This window comes from Clostridium sp. BNL1100, assembly GCF_000244875.1.
Taxonomy (GTDB): Bacteria; Bacillota; Clostridia; order Acetivibrionales; family DSM-1351; genus Ruminiclostridium.
In genome coordinates, this window is the sequence record NC_016791.1 from 3005926 (window position 1) to 3025161 (window position 19236).

Annotated in this window: 18 protein-coding genes and 1 other annotated feature; of the genes, 1 reads left to right on the top strand and 17 read right to left on the bottom strand. The window is 38.6% G+C overall.

The features are described 5' to 3' along the window. Positions 1-2: 2 nt before the first annotated feature. The 16 genes from CLO1100_RS12720 to CLO1100_RS12795 all read right to left on the bottom strand — a co-directional run bounded on the left by CLO1100_RS12720 (position 3) and on the right by CLO1100_RS12795 (position 15616). Complete coding sequence (locus tag CLO1100_RS12720) at positions 3-1142, bottom strand: acyl-CoA dehydrogenase family protein (RefSeq protein ID WP_014314158.1); 1140 nt, start codon at positions 1140-1142, stop codon at positions 3-5. A 30-nt stretch (positions 1143-1172) separates the two neighbouring features. Next, entirely contained in the window at positions 1173-1424 is a 252-nt protein-coding gene (locus CLO1100_RS12725; RefSeq protein ID WP_014314159.1) for an acyl carrier protein, read from the bottom strand. A 988-nt stretch (positions 1425-2412) separates the two neighbouring features. Then, on the bottom strand, positions 2413-3042 hold the full coding sequence (locus tag CLO1100_RS12730; RefSeq protein ID WP_014314160.1) for a hypothetical protein: 630 nt from the start codon (positions 3040-3042) through the stop codon (positions 2413-2415). Beyond that, positions 3033-4568, bottom strand: coding sequence for a glutamine-hydrolyzing GMP synthase (guaA, locus tag CLO1100_RS12735; protein ID WP_014314161.1), 1536 nt, complete (start codon positions 4566-4568; stop codon positions 3033-3035). Before guaA ends, CLO1100_RS12730 begins: the two co-directional genes overlap by 10 nt. A gap of 120 nt (positions 4569-4688) precedes the next feature. Further along, positions 4689-5633 (bottom strand): TIGR01212 family radical SAM protein, encoded by a 945-nt coding sequence (locus CLO1100_RS12740; RefSeq protein ID WP_014314162.1) that lies wholly within the window; start codon positions 5631-5633, stop codon positions 4689-4691. Beyond that, positions 5620-6930, bottom strand: a complete 1311-nt coding sequence (gene larC, locus CLO1100_RS12745; protein WP_014314163.1) for a nickel pincer cofactor biosynthesis protein LarC — start codon at positions 6928-6930, stop codon at positions 5620-5622. The genes CLO1100_RS12740 and larC overlap by 14 nt, the downstream gene beginning before the upstream one ends. 69 nt (positions 6931-6999) lie before the next feature. Further along, positions 7000-7746: a nickel pincer cofactor biosynthesis protein LarB gene (gene larB / locus CLO1100_RS12750; RefSeq protein WP_014314164.1), complete on the bottom strand. Its 747-nt coding sequence runs from the start codon at positions 7744-7746 to the stop codon at positions 7000-7002. 16 nt (positions 7747-7762) lie between these two features. Further along, a protein-coding gene (prfB, locus tag CLO1100_RS12755; protein ID WP_014314165.1) for a peptide chain release factor 2 occupies positions 7763-8885 on the bottom strand; the annotation gives its coding sequence in 2 pieces (ribosomal slippage) (positions 7763-8809 and positions 8811-8885; 1122 coding nt in all). A 68-nt stretch (positions 8886-8953) separates the two neighbouring features. Beyond that, the gene (locus CLO1100_RS12760; RefSeq protein WP_014314166.1) at positions 8954-9775 is read right to left on the bottom strand and encodes a Cof-type HAD-IIB family hydrolase; all 822 of its coding nucleotides are present in this window, start codon (positions 9773-9775) and stop codon (positions 8954-8956) included. 34 nt (positions 9776-9809) lie between these two features. Then, positions 9810-10973 carry an aminotransferase class I/II-fold pyridoxal phosphate-dependent enzyme gene (locus tag CLO1100_RS12765; protein WP_014314167.1) on the bottom strand — a complete coding sequence of 388 codons (1164 nt, stop codon included), beginning with the start codon at positions 10971-10973 and terminating at the stop codon, positions 9810-9812. Further along, positions 10970-11449 (bottom strand): Lrp/AsnC family transcriptional regulator, encoded by a 480-nt coding sequence (locus CLO1100_RS12770; protein ID WP_014314168.1) that lies wholly within the window; start codon positions 11447-11449, stop codon positions 10970-10972. The genes CLO1100_RS12765 and CLO1100_RS12770 overlap by 4 nt, the downstream gene beginning before the upstream one ends. A gap of 83 nt (positions 11450-11532) precedes the next feature. Continuing rightward, positions 11533-11816: a binding site (T-box leader), on the bottom strand. 91 nt (positions 11817-11907) lie between these two features. Next, positions 11908-12348: a DivIVA domain-containing protein gene (locus CLO1100_RS12775; protein ID WP_014314169.1), complete on the bottom strand. Its 441-nt coding sequence runs from the start codon at positions 12346-12348 to the stop codon at positions 11908-11910. Between the two features lie 158 nt (positions 12349-12506). After that, on the bottom strand, positions 12507-12833 hold the full coding sequence (trxA, locus tag CLO1100_RS12780; protein ID WP_014314170.1) for a thioredoxin: 327 nt from the start codon (positions 12831-12833) through the stop codon (positions 12507-12509). An 82-nt stretch (positions 12834-12915) separates the two neighbouring features. Beyond that, complete coding sequence (locus tag CLO1100_RS12785; protein WP_014314171.1) at positions 12916-13962, bottom strand: hypothetical protein; 1047 nt, start codon at positions 13960-13962, stop codon at positions 12916-12918. Positions 13963-13977: 15 nt separating this feature from the next. Beyond that, entirely contained in the window at positions 13978-15018 is a 1041-nt protein-coding gene (locus tag CLO1100_RS12790) for a phosphodiester glycosidase family protein (RefSeq protein ID WP_014314172.1), read from the bottom strand. Positions 15019-15205: 187 nt separating this feature from the next. Then, entirely contained in the window at positions 15206-15616 is a 411-nt protein-coding gene (locus CLO1100_RS12795; RefSeq protein WP_050814145.1) for a hypothetical protein, read from the bottom strand. 178 nt (positions 15617-15794) lie between these two features. Between CLO1100_RS12795 and glgP the strand changes: the two genes are divergently transcribed. Further along, positions 15795-18356: an alpha-glucan family phosphorylase gene (gene glgP / locus CLO1100_RS12800; RefSeq protein ID WP_014314174.1), complete on the top strand. Its 2562-nt coding sequence runs from the start codon at positions 15795-15797 to the stop codon at positions 18354-18356. A 75-nt stretch (positions 18357-18431) separates the two neighbouring features. Here glgP and CLO1100_RS12805 read toward each other — a convergent pair whose 3' ends face one another. Continuing rightward, positions 18432-18986, bottom strand: coding sequence for a GerMN domain-containing protein (locus tag CLO1100_RS12805; RefSeq protein ID WP_014314175.1), 555 nt, complete (start codon positions 18984-18986; stop codon positions 18432-18434). Between the last annotated feature and the right edge of the window lie 250 nt (positions 18987-19236).

The following is a 19236-nucleotide window of genomic DNA, read 5'->3' on the forward strand; positions in this document are numbered from 1 at the left end:
CCCTAAACTTTGGTATTTCTAAAGGCATTGGTGGCAATCAATATTTCGTGCATCTGAGTTGTGCCCTCGATAATCTCATTTATCCTGGCATCTCTGTAATATCTCTCAACAGGATATTCACGGGAGCAGCCATTTGCACCGTGAATTTGCACTGCAGCGTTTGAGGCCTTATTTACCATTTTTGAAGCAAAATATTTTGCATTCCATGTCTCCATAATAGAGTCAGGGTCTCCTACATCTTTTAAATAGCCGGCATTAAGACACAACAGTCTTGCAGCTTTTATGTCGACAACCATTTCGGTTATCATTTGCTGTATCAGTTGATTCTGACGTAAAGGAGCTCCAAACTGTTTTCTTTTTCTGGAGTATCCCAAGGACTCTTCAAGGCATGCCTGCCCAAGTCCTACACAACCCCAAGCAACAGTATACCTTCCATAATCCAAACTATTCAATGCAACATGGGATAGACCAGTACCTACTCTTCCCACAATATTTGTATCAGGTATACTGCAGTTTTCCATAAAAAGTTCAGCTACCATAGAAGCACGGCAACCAATTAATCCCGTGATAGGGTTCATTGAAAAACCCGGGCGTGTTCTCTCTACTATAAAGGCTGTAGCCTTGTCTTCACATTTAGCAAAAATGAGGAAAATATCTGCGACCTGTCCCATTGTCGTCCATTTCTTATGTCCGTTTAATATGTATTTGCCATCAGCACAAACCACAGTTGTCTCAACACTTTTGGCATCGCTTCCCACATTTGGCTCAGTCAGCCCGAAAGCTCCGATAACCTCACCTGAAGCCATTTTCGGGAGCCAATATTCCCTTTGTTCTTTTGTCCCCCACCGCAGAATAGCTAGTGCAACCATTCCATGAACTGTCAGGAGACCTCTGATGGATGAACACGCCCTGCCAACTTCTTCATTCAGAAGTCCTATAGTAATCATATCCATACCCAAACCACCATACTCCTTTGGTATCATTGAACCTAAATAGCCTCTATCTGCCAGTTTCTTAATCAGTTCAGGCGGAGTTCTCTCCTCCAGATCATTTTTTGCCGCATAGGGAACAATTTCTTTAGTTGCGAAAGTGTGAAACGCCTCCTGATTGTCCAACTGACCTTTTGTCAGTTCAATTTTCATACTTTTACCCCCATAAAAATTATTTAACTCCTATCCTTTATAACAGCCATTTTGCTTACTGCTGACAAAATCGGCAATAGCCTGGATAGACCTAAAATTATTTATATCAAGATCCTCGTTTTCCACTCTTAACCCAAATTCCTTTTCCAAAAACATTACTAATTGCATCGCAAAAAGAGAGTTTACAAAGCCAAGAGCAAATATGTCATCATTATCATCTAATTCTTGCTTTCTAAAAAAACGATTAAGAAAAGTCTTTACTTTAATTTTTATTTCTTCCATTAATTTTTCTTGTATAATGAACACTTACAGAAATTCATTATACTTTTCCTTTCTTTTTTTTTGTAATCAGTACAGACGCTGTAGATTAGTTAATTTTTCTACAGCAGCTATTTGCCTGACTTTTTCCTTAGGATACTCTACCCACGGCGCTATGTTGAGCGGAATTGTGCCCGTAGTATTTCTTGAATATGTCATCTATAGTTTCCTCTGGTGTATGATACCCTTTTATCACTTCAACCGTCATTTTCACTGGTACAGGATTCATAAAATGTACCAGATAGCATTTTCTGACCTCTTTAGCAAAGAAGCGATTTTGGTAATTGATATGCATGATGTATTGCCAAGAAAAATGCATTTTACTTTACATATCCCGCTAATCTTCTCGTATATAGCCTTCTTTACCTGACAGTTTTAGTTGATTTTCCGGTAGAAATAAATACTGCTCCAATAATATTACCTATTGCAGCAGCCTGTTGTATGAATGATAGATGTAATTTTGATAAACGGAAAATGTTAAACATAACCCTGATTGGTATGTTTTCTACTATTGACCTCCTGACCTTTTATGTATTTAGTATAATTACATATGATGAAATAATAAAAATGCTTTTAGAGTTAATTCTTAATATCAGATGAGAAAACAAGATGCCACAACACAAGTTAAGCCAGTTAATACCATTATATCCTTTTTATTCTTTGTGTCAACAAAAACACTGCCAGATATGTTTACAAATCCTTTGGTTTTTACTTTTGTCTAAACTAGTGTTCAATCTGTAAGTATATCAGGTTTGTGTTGTCAGGAACACGCATTAGGCAAAGTATGAGCCGTGCAGGATGTCTTTATGAAAATGCCCAAATGGAGCGCTATTACAGCAACCTGATAAATGAGTTGGTAAACCGATATTGCTTCCATAAATTTTTCTAATCAAGCGCAAAAAAAGTGTGTACGATATCCAATTTTTATAGTGAACATCATACACACTTTGCATTATTTTCTTGTGAAATTATACTTATATTCTAATTGGCAGCGCTCGGCATACCTAAAGGTACCCGGCTTGCTGCATAGTCGCTCTGCTCCCTTCCGGTCGCATTGCTCCTTGCGCTGCGCAATAAACGCCTTCGCTTCTTCTGCCTTTTGGCAGCGCTCGGCATACCTAAAGGTACCCGGCTTGCTGCATAGTCGCTCTGCTCCCTTCCGGTCGCATTGCTTCTTGCGCTGCGCAATAAATGCCTTCGCTTCTTCTGCCTTTTGGCAGCGCTTGGCATCCCTAAAGGTACCCGGCTTGCTGCATAGTCGCTCTGCTCCCTTCCGGTCGCATTGCTCCTTGCGCTGCGCAATAAACGCCTTCGCTTCTTCTGCCTTTTGGCAGCGCTCGGCATCCCTAAAGGTACCCGGCTTGCTGCATAGTCGCTCTGCTCCCTTCCGGTCGCATTGCTCCTTGCGCTGCGCAATAAACGCCTTCGCTTCTTCTGCCTTTTGGCAGCGCTCGGCATCCCTAAAGGTACCCGGCTTGCTGCATAGTCGCTCTGCTCCCTTCCGGTCGCATTGCTCCTTGCGCTGCGCAATAAACGCCTTCGCTTCTTCTGCCTTTTGGCAGCGCTCGGCGTTTATTCCCATTCAATCGTTGCAGGTGGCTTTGAGGTGATATCATACACAACTCTGTTGATGTGTTTTACTTCGTTGACAATACGAGTAGAAACCTTCTCCAGAATATCATATGGGATTCTTGCCCAGTCGGCTGTCATGAAGTCTGTAGTAGTTACCGCACGAAGAGCCAAGGTATAGTCATAAGTTCTTTCATCACCCATTACACCAACACTTCTCATATTTGTCAAAACTGTAAAGTACTGGTTAATTTCTCTGCCCAGTCCAGCAGCTTTGATTTCTTCACGGAAAATGTAGTCTGTATCTCTTAGAGTATCCAGCTTTTCTTTTGTCAAATCACCGATAACTCTGATAGCAAGTCCCGGGCCTGGGAATGGCTGTCTCCAAACCAAATCTTCAGGAATTCCCAGTTCCTCTCCGGCCTTTCTTACTTCGTCCTTAAAAAGGTTTCTGAGAGGTTCGATAATCTCCTTAAAATCAACATGATCCGGCAAGCCGCCTACATTGTGATGGCTCTTAATAACAGCTGCATCACCAAGTCCGCTTTCTATAACATCAGGATAAATTGTTCCCTGAACAAGGAAATCAACTTTTCCTATTTTCTTTGCTTCATCTTCAAATACCCTTATAAATTCCTCACCAATAATTTTTCTCTTGGTTTCAGGATCAGAAACACCTTTAAGTCTCTGCAAAAATCTGTCCTCACAATTTACACGAATAAGATTTATATCGTACTGCTTTCTGAATATCTGTTCAACCTGGTCTCCCTCATGTTTTCTCAAAAGTCCATGATCAACAAATATACAAGTCAACTGCTTTCCAACAGCCTTATGAATTAAAACTGCTGCAACAGATGAGTCAACACCACCTGACAATGCACACAATACCTTCTTGTCTCCAACCTTCTCACGTATTGCCTTTATTGAGTTTTCAACAAATGAAGACATCTTCCAGTCGCCTTTACACTGGCATATATTGTATAGGAAGTTTCTCAGCATTTCTTTTCCTTTAGGAGTATGCATTACCTCCGGGTGGAACTGAACCGCATAGAGGTTCTTTTCAACATGCTGCATTGCACCTGTAGGGCAATTTGCTGACTTTGCTATTATTTCAAAGCCCTGAGGAGGGGTATCAACAAAGTAGGTATGGCTCATCCAGCAGATTGTATTTTCGTCAACATCCTTGAACAAAGGCTGTGATTTATCAACACAAATTTCAACTTTTCCGTATTCACGCTGATTGGCAGCAGTTACACTACCTCCCAGCATTACGCTCATAAGCTGCATTCCGTAGCATATACCCAGAACAGGTACTCCCAGTTCAAACACACCGGGGTCGCATTTTGGTGCTCCTTCATCTAAAACAGAATTAGGTCCCCCTGTAAAAATTATTCCTTTTGGATTGTATGATTTTATACGTTCTAAAGATGCGTTATAAGGAATTACCTCGCAATAAACATTTGCTTCTCTTACCCGGCGTGCTATCAGCTGATTGTACTGTCCGCCGAAATCAAGAACTAAGACCATTTCATTGTTCAAAACTAACCGCTCCTCTTTACTAAATTAATTTTTTATATATACATTAAAAATACTTTTTTGGCACAGTATTTTTATATTATATCGAATTTTATCTTTTATGCATAGCATAAAGTGATAAATTTAATCCTTAAACCTTTCTAAGGCACTTCCGTTTAAATAATTGAACAGCCTTCCCTGATAACTGCCATTTTCCGTCATTTTAGCCTTGATTGTATCCATAATTTTCCACCAGCTTGTTGACCAGTTACAAAATACAGTCCGTTCTGCCGGAGCCCGCCCCATTAACCTTTGTACAACTATTTCAGGGTTCAGGTGTTCCAGAAAAGCAATTGTTCTGTCAATGAACTCCTCCATTGAAACCGGTACTATTTTACCTTGGGAATACATCTTTTCGAGAACAGTGTCCTTCAAAATATACAAGGAATGGCACTTAACCTGCTTAACACCTAAAGCAGACAGGATTTTAGCACCTTCTATAACATCCTCAATATTATCTGTAGGCAAATCAGTAATATAATGCGCACAGGCTTCAAGGTCATATTTTTTTATTCTTATAACCGCATCTATAAATTCGGCTAAAGTATGCCCCCTTTGGAGGATTTTCAGTGAATGGTAATTAACCGTTTGAAGCCCCAGTTCCATTACTATATCAACACCCTTTTCCTTTTTTATTTCAGCAAGAAACCCCATATATCTGTCGTTAATACAGTCCGGCCTTGTAGAAATATATATTGCTACTATCCCTTCCTGACAGGCCTCAGTGATATTTTTCTTGAATTCTTCAAAAGGAAGATATGTGTTTGAATAATTCTGAAAGTATGCAATGAAAATGTCACTTCCATAGTTTTTGCCTATGTACCTGGCATTTTGTGCAAGCTGCTGTGATACAGACATAGTACTGGAAAGATTTTCGAAGCCCGCACCCTCTTCACCGCAGAAAATACAGCCCCATGAACTGAGGCTCCCGTCCCTGTTAGGACAGGTAACCGGAAGATTCAACGGAAGCTTGTACACCTTGGAGCCATATCTTTTTTTAAGGTAATCAGAGAATTTATTGTACAGCAATATCGTAACCTTCCTGCCTATATTTTTCATTTACCAATTCATATACTTCCTTTATGGGCATACCTGTTTTTAATGCAATACTCCTGCAATCTTCATATTCAGGTGCAAACTTCATTATGTCTCCAATATTTGCAACCTTTACACGAACGTCCCCGTACTGTGTATTAACCTTTACCAGCTCCCTGTCCATGCAGAATCTTTGTGAATGGCTTATCCTGATACCAATGGTAGAAGTTTCACTGAAAATTATATCAGAAATCTTTTTTTCTTCCCCGCATTTAACCAGCACCGTCAGCATTGCTGAAGGCCTATTTTTTTTCATATAAATAGGAGTGTAGTAAACGTCAAGGGCTCCGCTGTCAAGTAACTTTTCCATTGTATAACCCATAATTTCTGGAGACATATTGTCTATATTGGTTTCCAGTATGCTTATTTCATCATTTGGCATCATATCCTGCTGATACAGACTTCCCATGACTACTCTAAGAGCATTAAACCGTCCTGTTTCCCTTTTGCCCATACCATATCCTGTTTTTTCAATTGACATGGGAGGCATTTTACCAAACCCCGAAGATATCATTTTTATAATACCTAACCCGGTTGGGGTAACCAATTCAAAGGGGATGTCTTCTGTGATAAGAGGAATTTTACTGCTGCACAACATTTCCATTACAGCCGGAACCGGAACAGGTAATAGTCCGTGGGCACACTTTACAAAGCCCTTTCCTTCATGAAGCTCGGATGCAAATATCCTTTCTATCCCCAGCATATCAATGCAAATACATGAGCCCACAATGTCCACAATTGAATCAACGGCTCCAACCTCATGAAAATGAACTTCATTTATATCCTTACCGTGAACCTTTGCTTCTGCTCGTGCTATCTCTCTGAAAATCTTTGTGCTCATTGACTTTACTCTCGGCCTCAGATCACTATGATTTATAATAAGCTCAATGTCTTCAAGATTTCTCTCTGAATGGTGGTTATGAGTATGCTCATGGGCGTTCTCATGAGTATGCCCATGCTCTCCATGGTGATGGTGATCCGTATGGTGTATTTCCCCGTACTGATGCTCCTCACCGTCTTCATGATGCCCTGTCTCTTCTAACACTACATGTACATCAGTACCTCTTATTCCGTTTTTAATTTTCTTATTTATCTCAATAGAATAGCCGTCAACCTTTAGTTTCTCTAGCTCTGTTAAGAATGCGGCTTTGTCAATACCAAGATCAAGCAGTGCGCCTAAAGTCATATCTCCGCTTATGCCTGAAAAGCAGTCGAAATATAAAACCTTCATTAACTCCTCCTAATTTACATAAATAGTTTCATATGTTAAACGGGACACATTAATATGTCCCGTTATAAGTTAAAGTTTGTTGATATTACTTGCAAGATATCCTGCCCCGAATCCATTATCGATATTCACTACTCCGATTCCACTGGCACAGCTGTTGAGCATAGTAAGCAGTGCCGACAGTCCGCCGAAGTTTGCACCATAACCAACACTGGTAGGAACGGCAACAACCGGTTTATCAACCAGACCTCCCACAACGCTGGCTAATGCACCTTCCATTCCGGCCACAACTATAATTACGTTTGCCCGGGAAATCACATCCATTTTAGACAGAAGTCTGTGAATACCCGCAACACCTACATCATAAATCCGGTTAACCTTGTTTCCAAGTACTTCTGCTGTGATTGCAGCTTCCTCTGCTACAGGAATATCGGAAGTTCCTGCTGTAATTACTGCAATTTCCTTTTCTGAAACTAAAATCTTTTTTCTCTTAACAACAACAATCCTTGCGTCTCTGTGGTACTCTGCCTCACAAGTAATTTCGCTGATTGCGTCATAAACCTCTCTAGAAGCACGGGTAGCAAGAATATTATTATTTTTTTCCATTAGCCTTTCAACAATTTCAACTATCTGATTAATAGTTTTTCCTTCACAGTAAATTACCTCGGGATACCCGTTTCTTATAGCCCTGTGGTGATCAACTTTTGCAAAGCCCAAGTCTTCATAAGGAAGATCTTTAATTTCCTTATACGCATGTTCAACGTCAACAGAGCCGTTTTTAACATCTTCAAGCAATTTTTTAAGATCATTTGAATTCATATTTTCACGTCTCCAATCAAGACTTCATAGAATTGTCAGATTTATCCATCGAGAGGTATGCATTAATAATTCCGTCCAGTTCACCATCCATAACCGCATCAACATTTCCTTCTTCATAATTGGTTCTATGGTCTTTTACAAGAGTATAGGGACAGAATACATAAGACCTTATCTGGCTTCCCCATGCTATTTCCATCTGAACACCTTTTAAGTCCTCTATCTTTTCCTTCTGTTCCCGTTCTTTTAATTCAAACAGCTTTGCTTTCAGCATTTTCATTGCAGTATCCTTGTTCTGGAACTGTGAACGTTCTGTTTGACATGAAACAACTACTCCTGTTGGAATATGTGTTATTCTTATGGCTGAATCAGTCTTGTTTATATGCTGCCCTCCGGCTCCGCTGGCTCTATACGTATCAATTCTCAAATCATCCGGATTTATATTTATCTCGATGGTATCATCCAGTTCAGGCATTACATCTGCAGATGCAAATGACGTATGTCTTCTTCCGGATGAATCAAAAGGAGATATCCTTACCAAACGGTGGACTCCTTTTTCAGATTTAAGATATCCATAGGCATTTTCGCCTATTACGTGTATGGTTACGCTCTTTATACCTGCTTCGTCGCCATCAAGGTAATCAAGTACTTTTACCTCGTATCCTTTGGCTTCCCCCCACCTTGTAAACATTCTCAAAAGCATTTGTACCCAGTCCTGAGCTTCAGTTCCCCCAGCTCCCGCATGCAATGTAAGAATGGCATTATTTTTGTCATAAGGCCCAGTGAGAAGCGTTTCAAGTCGCAGTGATTCCAAATTGTGTTTAAGTAGTTGAAGGCCTTCCCCTACTTCGGGTATCACGCTTTCATCCTGTTCTTCCAGCCCAAGTTCAGACAGTGTAAATAAGTCCTCCCACTGTGAGGTTATATTATTAAATCTCTCTATCTTTGTTTTCAGTATTTTAGTCTTCTGCAGTATCTTTTGGGAATTCTCCATATCATTCCAGAATTCCGGCTCAGAAGCTTTATGCTCCAACTCCGCTATCTCATCACTTATTCTAGCGATGTCAAAGTGAAGCCCTCATTTCCTCTAAATTGCTTTTCAAGCCCTGAAGCTCCAGCTTGTATTCTTCCAGTTCAAGCATTTAATCATCCCTTTCAAATTAAGTAATACTTTTATTATATCCGACATATCAAAATTCTGCTATTATTTTTAACCAAGGATGAATTTTTCTATTGCCTTGGCTACTCCATCCTCAGTATTTGATGCAGTTATAAAATCAGCTGCCTCTTTTGCACAGTCTTCGGCATTTCCCATTGCAATTCCAAGGCCGGCAAAATTGAACATAGGTATATCATTTTCATTATCTCCAATGGCAATCATTTCCTGATACGGAATTTTCAATACCTCAGCCAAACGTTCCAGAGCCTTTCCCTTGTTGACACCCTTGTTAACTACTTCAAAATTGTTATAGTTGGAGCTTGTAACGTCAACCGTTTCAACAACAGACAGTTTCTTTCTTACTGTGGCCAATAGGTCGGAGTCATCAGAAACTGCAACAAATTTAAGTACTTTACCGTCCAACTCCCTGAGCTTTGTTTCCATATCCGTAACTATGTCAATTTCCACCCTATCCTTTGGAGGAAGGGCCTTGTTCCTTTCATAGTACTTTAGAGAGTTATAATCAAGTTTCTCAGTCAACATGGTTTCTCCGGCATAAACATGAAAATATATGTTGTTCTCATGAAAAATATCAAGTATTCTAAGACAATCCGCTGTATTCATGAAATCAGAGTAAATTACCTTACCATCGGTATTTTCCCTTATAATTGCTCCATTGCATGCTATTATCGGATCCATAATACCCAGCTGCTTTGCGTAAATCCTTGCACCTGAATATACCCTTCCTGAACATATTACAATCTTTACGTCCTTTTCCTTTGCCATATGTATAGCAGTCTTATTTCTCTCTGAAATTTCCTTGTTAGTATCCAGCAAGGTTCCATCCAAATCAATTGCCACCAACCTGTACATTTCATCCTCCGACTCTTTTGTACCTCTGCACAAATCAATATTTATCAGCAAATTCCTTAATTCTTTTCATAGCTTCAATTATATTATCCATTGATGAAGCATAACATGCACGCACATAGCCTTCTCCACATTCTCCGAAAGCTGTTCCCGGCACTACAAGTACTTTTTGCTCAATAAGAAGTTTTTCGCAGAAATCCTCAGAACTAAGACCTGTTTTCTTAATGCATGGAAAAACATAAAACGCACCTTTGGGTTCATAGCATGAAAAACCGGCTTTTCTGAAACCATCAATTGCTACTCTTCTTCTCCTGTTATATTCCTTTGCCATCATTGTTACATCATCTTCACTGTTTCGAAGTGCTTCAATAGCAGCATCCTGAGCCGTTGTAGGAGCACACATGATAGCGTACTGATGTATTTTCTTCATTTCATTTATCAAGTCCTTATGTCCGCAGGCATATCCCAGACGCCATCCGGTCATTGCAAAGGACTTTGAAAATCCGTTTATTACAAGTGTCCTATCTTTCATTTCAGGAAAACTTGCGATGGAAGTATGCTTTCCTTCATAAGTTAGTTCACAGTAGATTTCATCCGACAAAACCACTATATCCTTATCTTTTAGAACCTGCACCAGTTCATAGAGGTCATCTCTGCCCATTATTGCCCCGGTAGGGTTATTGGGAAACGGTATTATAACAACTTTTGTTTTTTCTGTTATAGCAGCTTCAAGCTGTTTTGCCGTTAATTTGAAATTATCTTCCTGCTTCAGTTCTATTGTAACGGGTGTAGCTCCGGTAAAACCCGTACACCCTTTGTATGCCACAAAACTCGGTTCGGGAATTATTACTTCGTCTCCGGGGCCTACAAGGGCTCTTAATGCAGCATCAATCCCTTCACTTCCTCCTACCGTAACCAGAATTTCGTTTTCAGGGTTATAGTGGAGGTCAAACTTGTTGCCAAGATATTTGCTGATTTCCTCTCTTAATTCAATAAAGCCTGCATTTGACGAATATTGTGTATGCCCAGTTTCCAGTGAATATATTCCTGCTTCTCTGATATTCCATGGTGTAATAAAGTCCGGCTCTCCAACCCCAAGAGATATAACATCCGTCATTTCATTAATCAAGTCAAAGTATTTTCTGATACCTGAAGGCGGTACCTTTTTTATTTTATCCAAAATCATGTCCTTCATTATCATAGGAATATCTGCTCCCTTCTGTCCACAACCTTCTCTTCAAAGATTGTACCTTTGTCCTTAAATTTTTTCAGAACAAAGTGTGTTGATGTACTAAGGACGGATTCTAGAGGCGCAAGCTTTTCTGAAACAAACAGAGCTACCTCTTTCATGGTTCGTCCCTCGATAATAACTGTAAGGTCAAATCCTCCTGACATCAGGTAGCAGGCTGTAACCTCCGGATACTTGTAAATCCGGTCGGCGATTTTATCGAAACCAAGACCTCTCTGTGGTGTTACCTTTACTTCTATAAGAGCTGTAACCTTCTCCTTTTGAGTTTTATCCCAATTAATCAGAGTACTATAGCCAACTATTACATTGTCGGCCTCATATTGCTTAATCGCCGCCTCTACCTCTTCAACAGGCAGACCCAGCATAACTGCTATTTCATCCGCAGTAGCCTTGCTATTATGTTCCAAAATTTCCAGAATTTCTTCCATGAAAATCTCCCCTTTTCTTATTTTTTAGAAGCCGAGCGGCTTAATCTTTTTTTAGCAATAAAAAAAACCTGTGTCCTTGTATAAACAGGGACGAAGGTTTCCGCGGTACCACCCTAATTAATGCCATAAAGCATTCTCTTTGGTAAAGTGCGGCAACATAAGAATCTATTGCTTACACCATCAGCCTGTAACGTGGCCTTAACGTCTTTTTCTACTAACAAAATATTTTAATAATATTCTGTGTTGGAAAAGCTACTCCAGGGCTGCCTTCAGTAATATCAGTACCGGACTCTCACCCGCCGTATTAACCGGCCGCCGACTCTCTTAAATCTGATGAATACTTACTCTTCCCATTCACAGCATTTATTTTATTCATATATATATTATATTTAGCCAAATCAAAAAGTTTACACTTAAAAAAGCTATTAGATAAATTATAGTTTAGTTTATTTCAATATTCAAGTTTTTTCTTCCTTGATAAAATCAGAAAGCTGACCTTCGTATTTTTTCAGAGTATCAACAACCTCAACTTTAAGAACCTTTAGTTCTTGCTTGATATCTACAAGCTTTTCTTTTTCCTTCTCTACCTGGTGCTCAAGCTTCTTCTTTTCATTAATAGCTTTTTTCTTTGCTTCTTCAATTATATTTTTCGCCTGCTCCTGAGCTGTAATTAGTGCATTTGCAACTCTTTCACGGTTTTCTTTTATCTCAGCCAGACTTGTACTGATTTCGTCATATTTGTTCTTCATATCTCTATACTGGGTTTTTATATCAACAATTTCTCTTTCTTTTATTTTTAGTTTATCTTCGTATTCTTTGTTTATTTTTTGAAGATATGAATTAACATCCTTTTTGTTGTAACCAAAAAATGAGGTTGAAAATATTTTTTCTCCTGACATAAATTTTATCCCCCTGTGTAATGGAAAATACTGTGTATATTGGTACTTATTCCATGATAACATGAAATGTCCTTTATTATCCACTTATTTTTTTATAAAACAAAAAACACGCCCCCAAAATCAGATAGCGTGTTTTTAATGCTTATATATATAATTTTTTATAGATGCTTTTGAATTAACTCTGCAAATTCGTCTTTTGATCTTGCACCAACTATCTTCTCAACTGCTTCTCCACCCTTGAATACCATAACAGTAGGTATGCTCATTATCCTGAACTGAGCCGCAAGCTCGCCCTCTTCATCAACATTAACCTTTGCTATCCGGGCTTTGCCATCAAATTCGTCTGCCAGTTCTTCCATAATAGGAGCAACCATTCTGCAAGGGCCACACCATGATGCCCAAAAATCAACAACAACTGGTTTATCTGATTTCAAAACATCTGATTCAAATAACTCTTTAGAAATATTAGTAATTTTATCTGACATAAATTATTCCTCCATCGATATAAATAATTCTTAAAACTTAATTTAATAATACCCTATTATTCAGGAAATAAACATAGATATTTTAGTATTCCTTCAATGACGTAATATTAACTTTATTTTCATCCTTTGATACAAGAACACCTTCCAAAATCTCAATAAACTCACCTCTATATGAAGCCTTGAGGTCATTTTTCAGGTTTATAACCTTGTTTTCGTTTTTATTATTAATATAGAGGTTTCCATTTCCTGTCACAACGATATTTTCAGGAGCTGCTGTTTCTTTCATACTCATTTTTGTCCAGTTATCAGTTAGTTCACTATTGTCTTCTATCTTCTGTGAATAAATCTGGGTTACCATGCCGTTTTCATCCAATGCACCTATATACAAAGTATCATTCAAATCTATTCCCAGAACTGTAACATTATTTACGTCTATCGGAACTCTGCTGTTTGCTTTCTTTATTCCGTCATATATATTTATCTGTTTTCCCTTTTCCTGATAAACAAGCTTGTTTGTGTAGGTGCACTCTTTTATAACAATACTGGAATCCACAGTCATTATACGAGCGTATTGTCCCATTACATTAAACCTGATTATCCGTGCTCTTGAATCAGAAGTCTGTACCTTTGCATAGACCATATTTGTATAAGGTGAAAGTTCAATATCCTTTACCTGACTTTTTGCAGGAAGTCCCGACAACTCAGGATAATCTCTTGATGTTTCTGAATCAGCTTCATATGTGGAAACCTGAACTGTACCGTTCTGGCCGTTTTTTGTATCTGAAGAGTAAATTACCATATCCCTGTCAGGGAGCCAGCGGAAATAGGTAATCTTGTCTTTTCCCGTTCCTGCCACAGTTTTACTTTTTCCTTTGTCTACATCGATTATATGAAGTTCCCCTTCGTCCAAATATGCTCCAAACTTTGCATTAAAGGACAGGCTGATCATTCGTGCTCCTTCCGGCACTTTAAACTCACCTGTGGAAGGTTTTTGTTTTACAGCCGAGTTTTCAGATACACTTACGTCAACATCTGTAGATAAAAAAACATTATTCATATACAATAACACGCCGAACTGGAATATCACTGCAAGGAGTATCCATTTATACCACTTAGCTATATTTTTCACAACGTTTCTCCTTTTCTAAGGCATTACAACAAATGCCGTAGCTACTGTTCTTTCTCCCAAAGCATCCGACGGCGTATTTACAACTTTTCCGTCATAGTACATGGTAGCCGATGAACCTCCATCAAGGTTTGCAGCATTTACTGCCCCGTGTTCCAGCATAATATCCTGAACCTCTTTTAATGTTGCTCCAAAGGACTTGAGGCTTCTTCCGTCAATTACCAGAAGCATTACCGATCCATCCTCTCTTTGACCTATTGCGGTTCTTGGAGATATGCCCCAGCCTCCGTCACCTTTGTTAATAGTAGGCTTTCCGTTTACAATCAATGGCGGGCCGAAACTTATTCCTTCTTTAATATTATATTTGGTTAATTCCGCTTGGGAATGTTTTCCTACAATCAACATGCCATCTTTGGTAAACGCTATGGTATCCCTTTTTGTATAGTTATTAGTCAGCTTTCCGCTGATATATTTACCGTTGCTTATTACAAAGCCAAGTGCCACTCCTCCGGTTCCTGCCCAACCTGTGTCAATGAAGCCTCCTCCGTTAATGGCAGCCACTGCTCCGTTCCGCTTTGCAATACTGCTGGTGGTTTCCCCTGCCCGCGGCATTTTACTTGAATACCCTACCTTGATACGTGTAGGGTCATCCACTATAATCATTTTTCCCTTGAAATTTCTGCTCTCAACATCAAAATATTCAAGGTTGTTATTGTGTTTTATACCGAAGTTCAACATTTTTATATCTTCTGTATTTACATTGGAGATTGCATACCCGTCACCAAGTATTTTTGCAATAGCTTTATCGGACAAAAAGGTTTTTGCTATAACCTGTTTTGTCATTGAATTCCAGACCATTCCCGTGGCAGTTCTTTTTACGTTATCAAAGGGCCCGTAGAATATAAGCAGTGGTGTTGTTATCGACAGAAAGAAAAACTCAAAAATTAGAAATCCCAAAAGACTTCTGAACCTGCCTTTTTTCTTTTTCTTCTTTTTGGCAGACTTCTTTTGTATGGTCTTTACCTGCTTTTCATTTAAAGAAATAGTATCGTAATTCATTAGTCCCCCTAGAATAAACTCATGCTAAAAATCAAGTTCCTAGCCTGAGAACCCCAATTTCCCAATAATTTCCCTCACAACAAAAAAGTATACACATATTCAGTGTATACTATAGTTATACTAATTTTATATTATAATCCGCAAGTGTAATATTTTCAAACATTTAATATAAATGTAATATTTAAAATTAGGTTCTTTGCTTAATTACAACCCTATCAAGGGTTTTATGAACCCTTTCAAATAGTAGTCCGGCTATAAACCATGCAGGTGCATAGTCTATCCGTACAAGCCCCTCTACGGCGAATCTTCCATAATACCTCCAAGGATATACATGAAGTATATTCAACAATATCTTACCTGTAGAATATTCTATTCCCCAGATTATGACAACCCAAATGATACCTCTCAAAAATATATTCCAGCTTTGGATTATATCATGCAAAGGCTCCAGGAAAACAGCACTTCCATATATAAAAAACATCCAGAGGCTTGTATAAGCTTCAAGACCGGCATTGCCGTGTGTCAGGGAATATAGTCCCGTCCAGACGATTTCCATGCTCCAGCCAACTATTCCATAAATAAAAAATCTCTTAATCATGCTATTATTATTTTCACAAACAGGTATTTTATTTATTGTTTTTGTACTTTAGTGTATGTATTATTTTCCAGATACTTAGAAGGTTAATTTTTTGTAAATACTACCAATAAGAGTTCTGATATGTTATGATAACAAATAAACATTTCTGGAAAACAGTACTTAGGTTAGGAGGATGAGTATGTATCTAGTCGGTAAAATCAACGTAATATCTACCTTACCAGAAAAATTCAAGAGATTGAATGACATCGCTTATAATTTATGGTGGACATGGAATTCGGAGGCAATTGACCTTTATAGAGAAATTGATTTGGAGCTGTGGGAAAAGGTTGACAAAAACCCTGTCCGTTTTTTACAGGAGGTAAGTCAGAAAAAACTTCAAGCTAAACTTTCGGATGAAGAATATTTGAGCCGTCTTGATAAAGTAGTTGCTTCCTTTGACAGCTATATGTCTGAAAAGAATACATGGTTTTCTCAAAATCATCCGGAACATACCGATAAAATGGTAGCATATTTTTCAGCCGAATATGGGTTAAGTGAAGTCCTTCCCATATATTCCGGCGGTTTAGGTGTTTTGTCAGGAGACCATTGCAAGTCGGCAAGTGATTTGGGTATACCATTTACAGCAATCGGACTGTTTTATAAACAAGGTTACTTCAGCCAGAGAATCAATAAAGACGGCTGGCAGGAGACCTGCTTTAACGATTTAAATATATCTCAGCTTCCCATGCAGCCCGCTCTTAATTCCAACGGCGAACAGGTTCGTATAAACATAACCTTTGCAGGCCGTACTGTGTATGCAATCGTTTGGAAAGTACAGATTGGCAGGATAAACCTTTATCTTATGGATACAGATGTTGCTGAAAACAGCCCTGCAGACAGGTCACTGACATCCAGACTGTATGGTGGAGACCAGGAAACAAGAATTCAGCAGGAGATTTTTCTCGGTATAGGCGGTATACGTGTACTTGATGCTCTTAGCATACAGGCAAATGTATATCATATGAACGAAGGACATTCATCCTTCATGGGGCTTGAACTTATAAGAAAACTTATTAATGAAAAACATCTGAATTTCAACGAGGCAATGGAGGTAGTGGCAAATTCCACAATATTTACTACCCATACCCCGGTTCCTGCAGGAAATGATGTTTTTCCTTTATTTATGATGGATAAATACTTTGGAGATTTCTGGGGGCAGCTTGGCCTTAGCAGATATGATTTTCTTGAACTGGGTCTGAAAAAACCGGAAGACCAGAATTTTAACATGACTGTTCTGGCCCTTACCCTTGCAGGTAGGAAAAATGGTGTAAGCAGACTTCATGGTGCAGTATCCAGAAAAATATTCGGTGACGTATGGCCTGAAGTACCTGAGGATGATGTTCCAATAACCTATGTTACAAATGGAATACATACCCTTACGTGGCTTTCACCAAAAATTAAAGCTTTGTATGATAAATATCTGGAAAGAGACTGGCAAAAGAAAATTTATTCTCAAGAAACCTTTACCAATGTTAATAGTATTCCCGACGAGGAATTATGGGCTACTCATGTTGAACTTAAAAACAAGCTTATAACCTTTATAAGAGACAGATTGAAGAAACAAAAGCTTGCCAACGGAGAATCCATGGAAGCTGTAAGGCAAGTGGACAGCTTTTTGGATCCAAACGTACTTACGATTGGTTTTGCCAGAAGATTTGCTACCTACAAGCGTGCCAATCTGATTTTCAGAAATCTGGCAAGAATACAGAAGATACTAAATGACCCGGAAAGGCCAATGCAGATTATTTTTGCGGGAAAAGCTCATCCTGCGGACGGTCCTGCCCATGATGTTATTAAGAACATAAATGATATTGCTAAAATGGAAGGCTTTTACGGCAAAGTAATCCTTCTTGAAAACTACAATATGACGGTAGCCAGAAATCTGGTGCAAGGTGTTGACGTTTGGATGAACAACCCCAGAAGGCCCCTTGAAGCCAGCGGTACCAGCGGTCAAAAAGTTTGTATAAACGGAGTTATAAACTTCAGTATACTGGACGGCTGGTGGTGTGAGGGTTACAACGGTGAAAACGGTTGGGTAATTGGCGATGAATCCGAATTTGACAATGAGCACATACAGGACAATACAGACAGTGAATCTATTTACGATACACTTGAGCATAAGATTATACCGCTTTTTTACAATGTAAATGAAAAAGGTGTTCCTACCGAATGGGTACGAATTATGAAGAACTCTATAAGTTCTCTTGCATGGAATTACAGTACCGACAGAATGGTAAAGGAATATACCGGAAGTATGTATGTGCCGGCAATAACAGGAAGTTCAAAAATATGTACCGATAATTACAGTCTTGCAAGGTCAATGTGTGAGTTTAGGAGCCATTTAAATTCAAACTGGCCTAACGTACAGCTCTTTGCAGAAAAATCAGCCGGAGACCTTAAATATTACAAAACTGATTCCTGTCAGGAAATATATCTCTCATCAACCGTTTGCCTTGGTTATATAGACCCATCAAACGTAACTGTTGAGGTATACTATGGTACACTATCAAACGGAAAAATAGAAAATGCTCAATCAGCACAAATGCACTGTGACGAAAAAACAGGTGAAGGTACCTACAGGTATTCGATTAATCTTAAAATCTATGATGGAGGAGAATATGGCTATACCTTCCGTATAACACCAAAACATGAATATTTAATAAACAGATTTGATACCGGGCTGATAAAATGGATTGTATAAAACTGATTGCATAAATAAAACAGTCTGATATAAGTTATTAAGCTTACATCAGACTGTTTTTTATTTTATGTATTTCTATTTTCCCGTATCCTTTTTGAAAGTAATTTCGCCGATTTTAACAAAAGTGCCTTTAAAATCGTGATATTTACCTATGCTGTCTTTTTTACCTTCTATTGTTAAAACTACCTTTTCAATGCCCGGAATATTTTGAAGTGTAACAACAAACTCATATGTCAAAGCATCTGCTACTCTTTTATTAGTCTCAAGCAAAGTTGCCACTTTTTGAGGAAGGTCAACAGTTATACACTTATTTTCCTTGTCAATTGTAGCGTTAAGCAAGGACAGCTCATCCGAAGAAAAAACTTCATTTAAAACATTTAATGTGTTATTTTCTAACTCTTCTTTTGCAAAGACTAACAACTCTGTTTGCGCAGGTTTATCTGTAACACCTACATCATATTTGTACAGTCTGACATTAACCTGGCTTGAACCTGCTATTGCTTTTGCACTCTTACTTCCATCCTCCACAATGCTGTCATCCTTGGATTCCGAGCAAGCAGAAAACAAAGTGAGACAAACAGTTATAACAATAAAAAGTAACGCTAATGCCCTTTTTTTATTTATTTTCATATGGTCCTCCTTTCAAATAAAGTTAATAATTTTATTTTATAACAAATTATGGACTTTTAAAAGTATATTTGACAACAATTCTATATACTTTTCACCCTGATTAATTACTTTTTACCGTTTAATTCATGCATTTTGTAATTTAAACGTCATACTACCTCTTTAGGTGGGCAGTTACGAGCGTATAAATTGCAAGGCAATACACGGGATTGGCCCAGATTTTCTAGGTTTCTGCTTGGGGGATCGGATCAAG

Bases quoted from the DNA above. Each gene is read 5' to 3' on its own strand.
- larB (WP_014314164.1), bottom strand. From the start codon at position 7,746: ATGAATTCAAATGATCTTAAAAAATTGCTTGAAGATGTTAAAAACGGC.
- glgP (WP_014314174.1), top strand. From the start codon at position 15,795: ATGTATCTAGTCGGTAAAATCAACGTAATATCTACCTTACCAGAAAAA.
- CLO1100_RS12805 (WP_014314175.1), bottom strand. From the start codon at position 18,986: ATGAAAATAAATAAAAAAAGGGCATTAGCGTTACTTTTTATTGTTATA.
- larC (WP_014314163.1), bottom strand. From the start codon at position 6,930: ATGAAGGTTTTATATTTCGACTGCTTTTCAGGCATAAGCGGAGATATG.
- CLO1100_RS12765 (WP_014314167.1), bottom strand. From the start codon at position 10,973: ATGATAATGAAGGACATGATTTTGGATAAAATAAAAAAGGTACCGCCT.
- CLO1100_RS12775 (WP_014314169.1), bottom strand. From the start codon at position 12,348: ATGTCAGGAGAAAAAATATTTTCAACCTCATTTTTTGGTTACAACAAA.
- CLO1100_RS12760 (WP_014314166.1), bottom strand. From the start codon at position 9,775: ATGTACAGGTTGGTGGCAATTGATTTGGATGGAACCTTGCTGGATACT.
- CLO1100_RS12770 (WP_014314168.1), bottom strand. From the start codon at position 11,449: ATGGAAGAAATTCTGGAAATTTTGGAACATAATAGCAAGGCTACTGCG.
- trxA (WP_014314170.1), bottom strand. From the start codon at position 12,833: ATGTCAGATAAAATTACTAATATTTCTAAAGAGTTATTTGAATCAGAT.
- CLO1100_RS12730 (WP_014314160.1), bottom strand. From the start codon at position 3,042: ATGGGAATAAACGCCGAGCGCTGCCAAAAGGCAGAAGAAGCGAAGGCG.
- CLO1100_RS12795 (WP_050814145.1), bottom strand. From the start codon at position 15,616: ATGATTAAGAGATTTTTTATTTATGGAATAGTTGGCTGGAGCATGGAA.
- CLO1100_RS12725 (WP_014314159.1), bottom strand. From the start codon at position 1,424: ATGGAAGAAATAAAAATTAAAGTAAAGACTTTTCTTAATCGTTTTTTT.
- CLO1100_RS12720 (WP_014314158.1), bottom strand. From the start codon at position 1,142: ATGAAAATTGAACTGACAAAAGGTCAGTTGGACAATCAGGAGGCGTTT.
- CLO1100_RS12790 (WP_014314172.1), bottom strand. From the start codon at position 15,018: ATGAATTACGATACTATTTCTTTAAATGAAAAGCAGGTAAAGACCATA.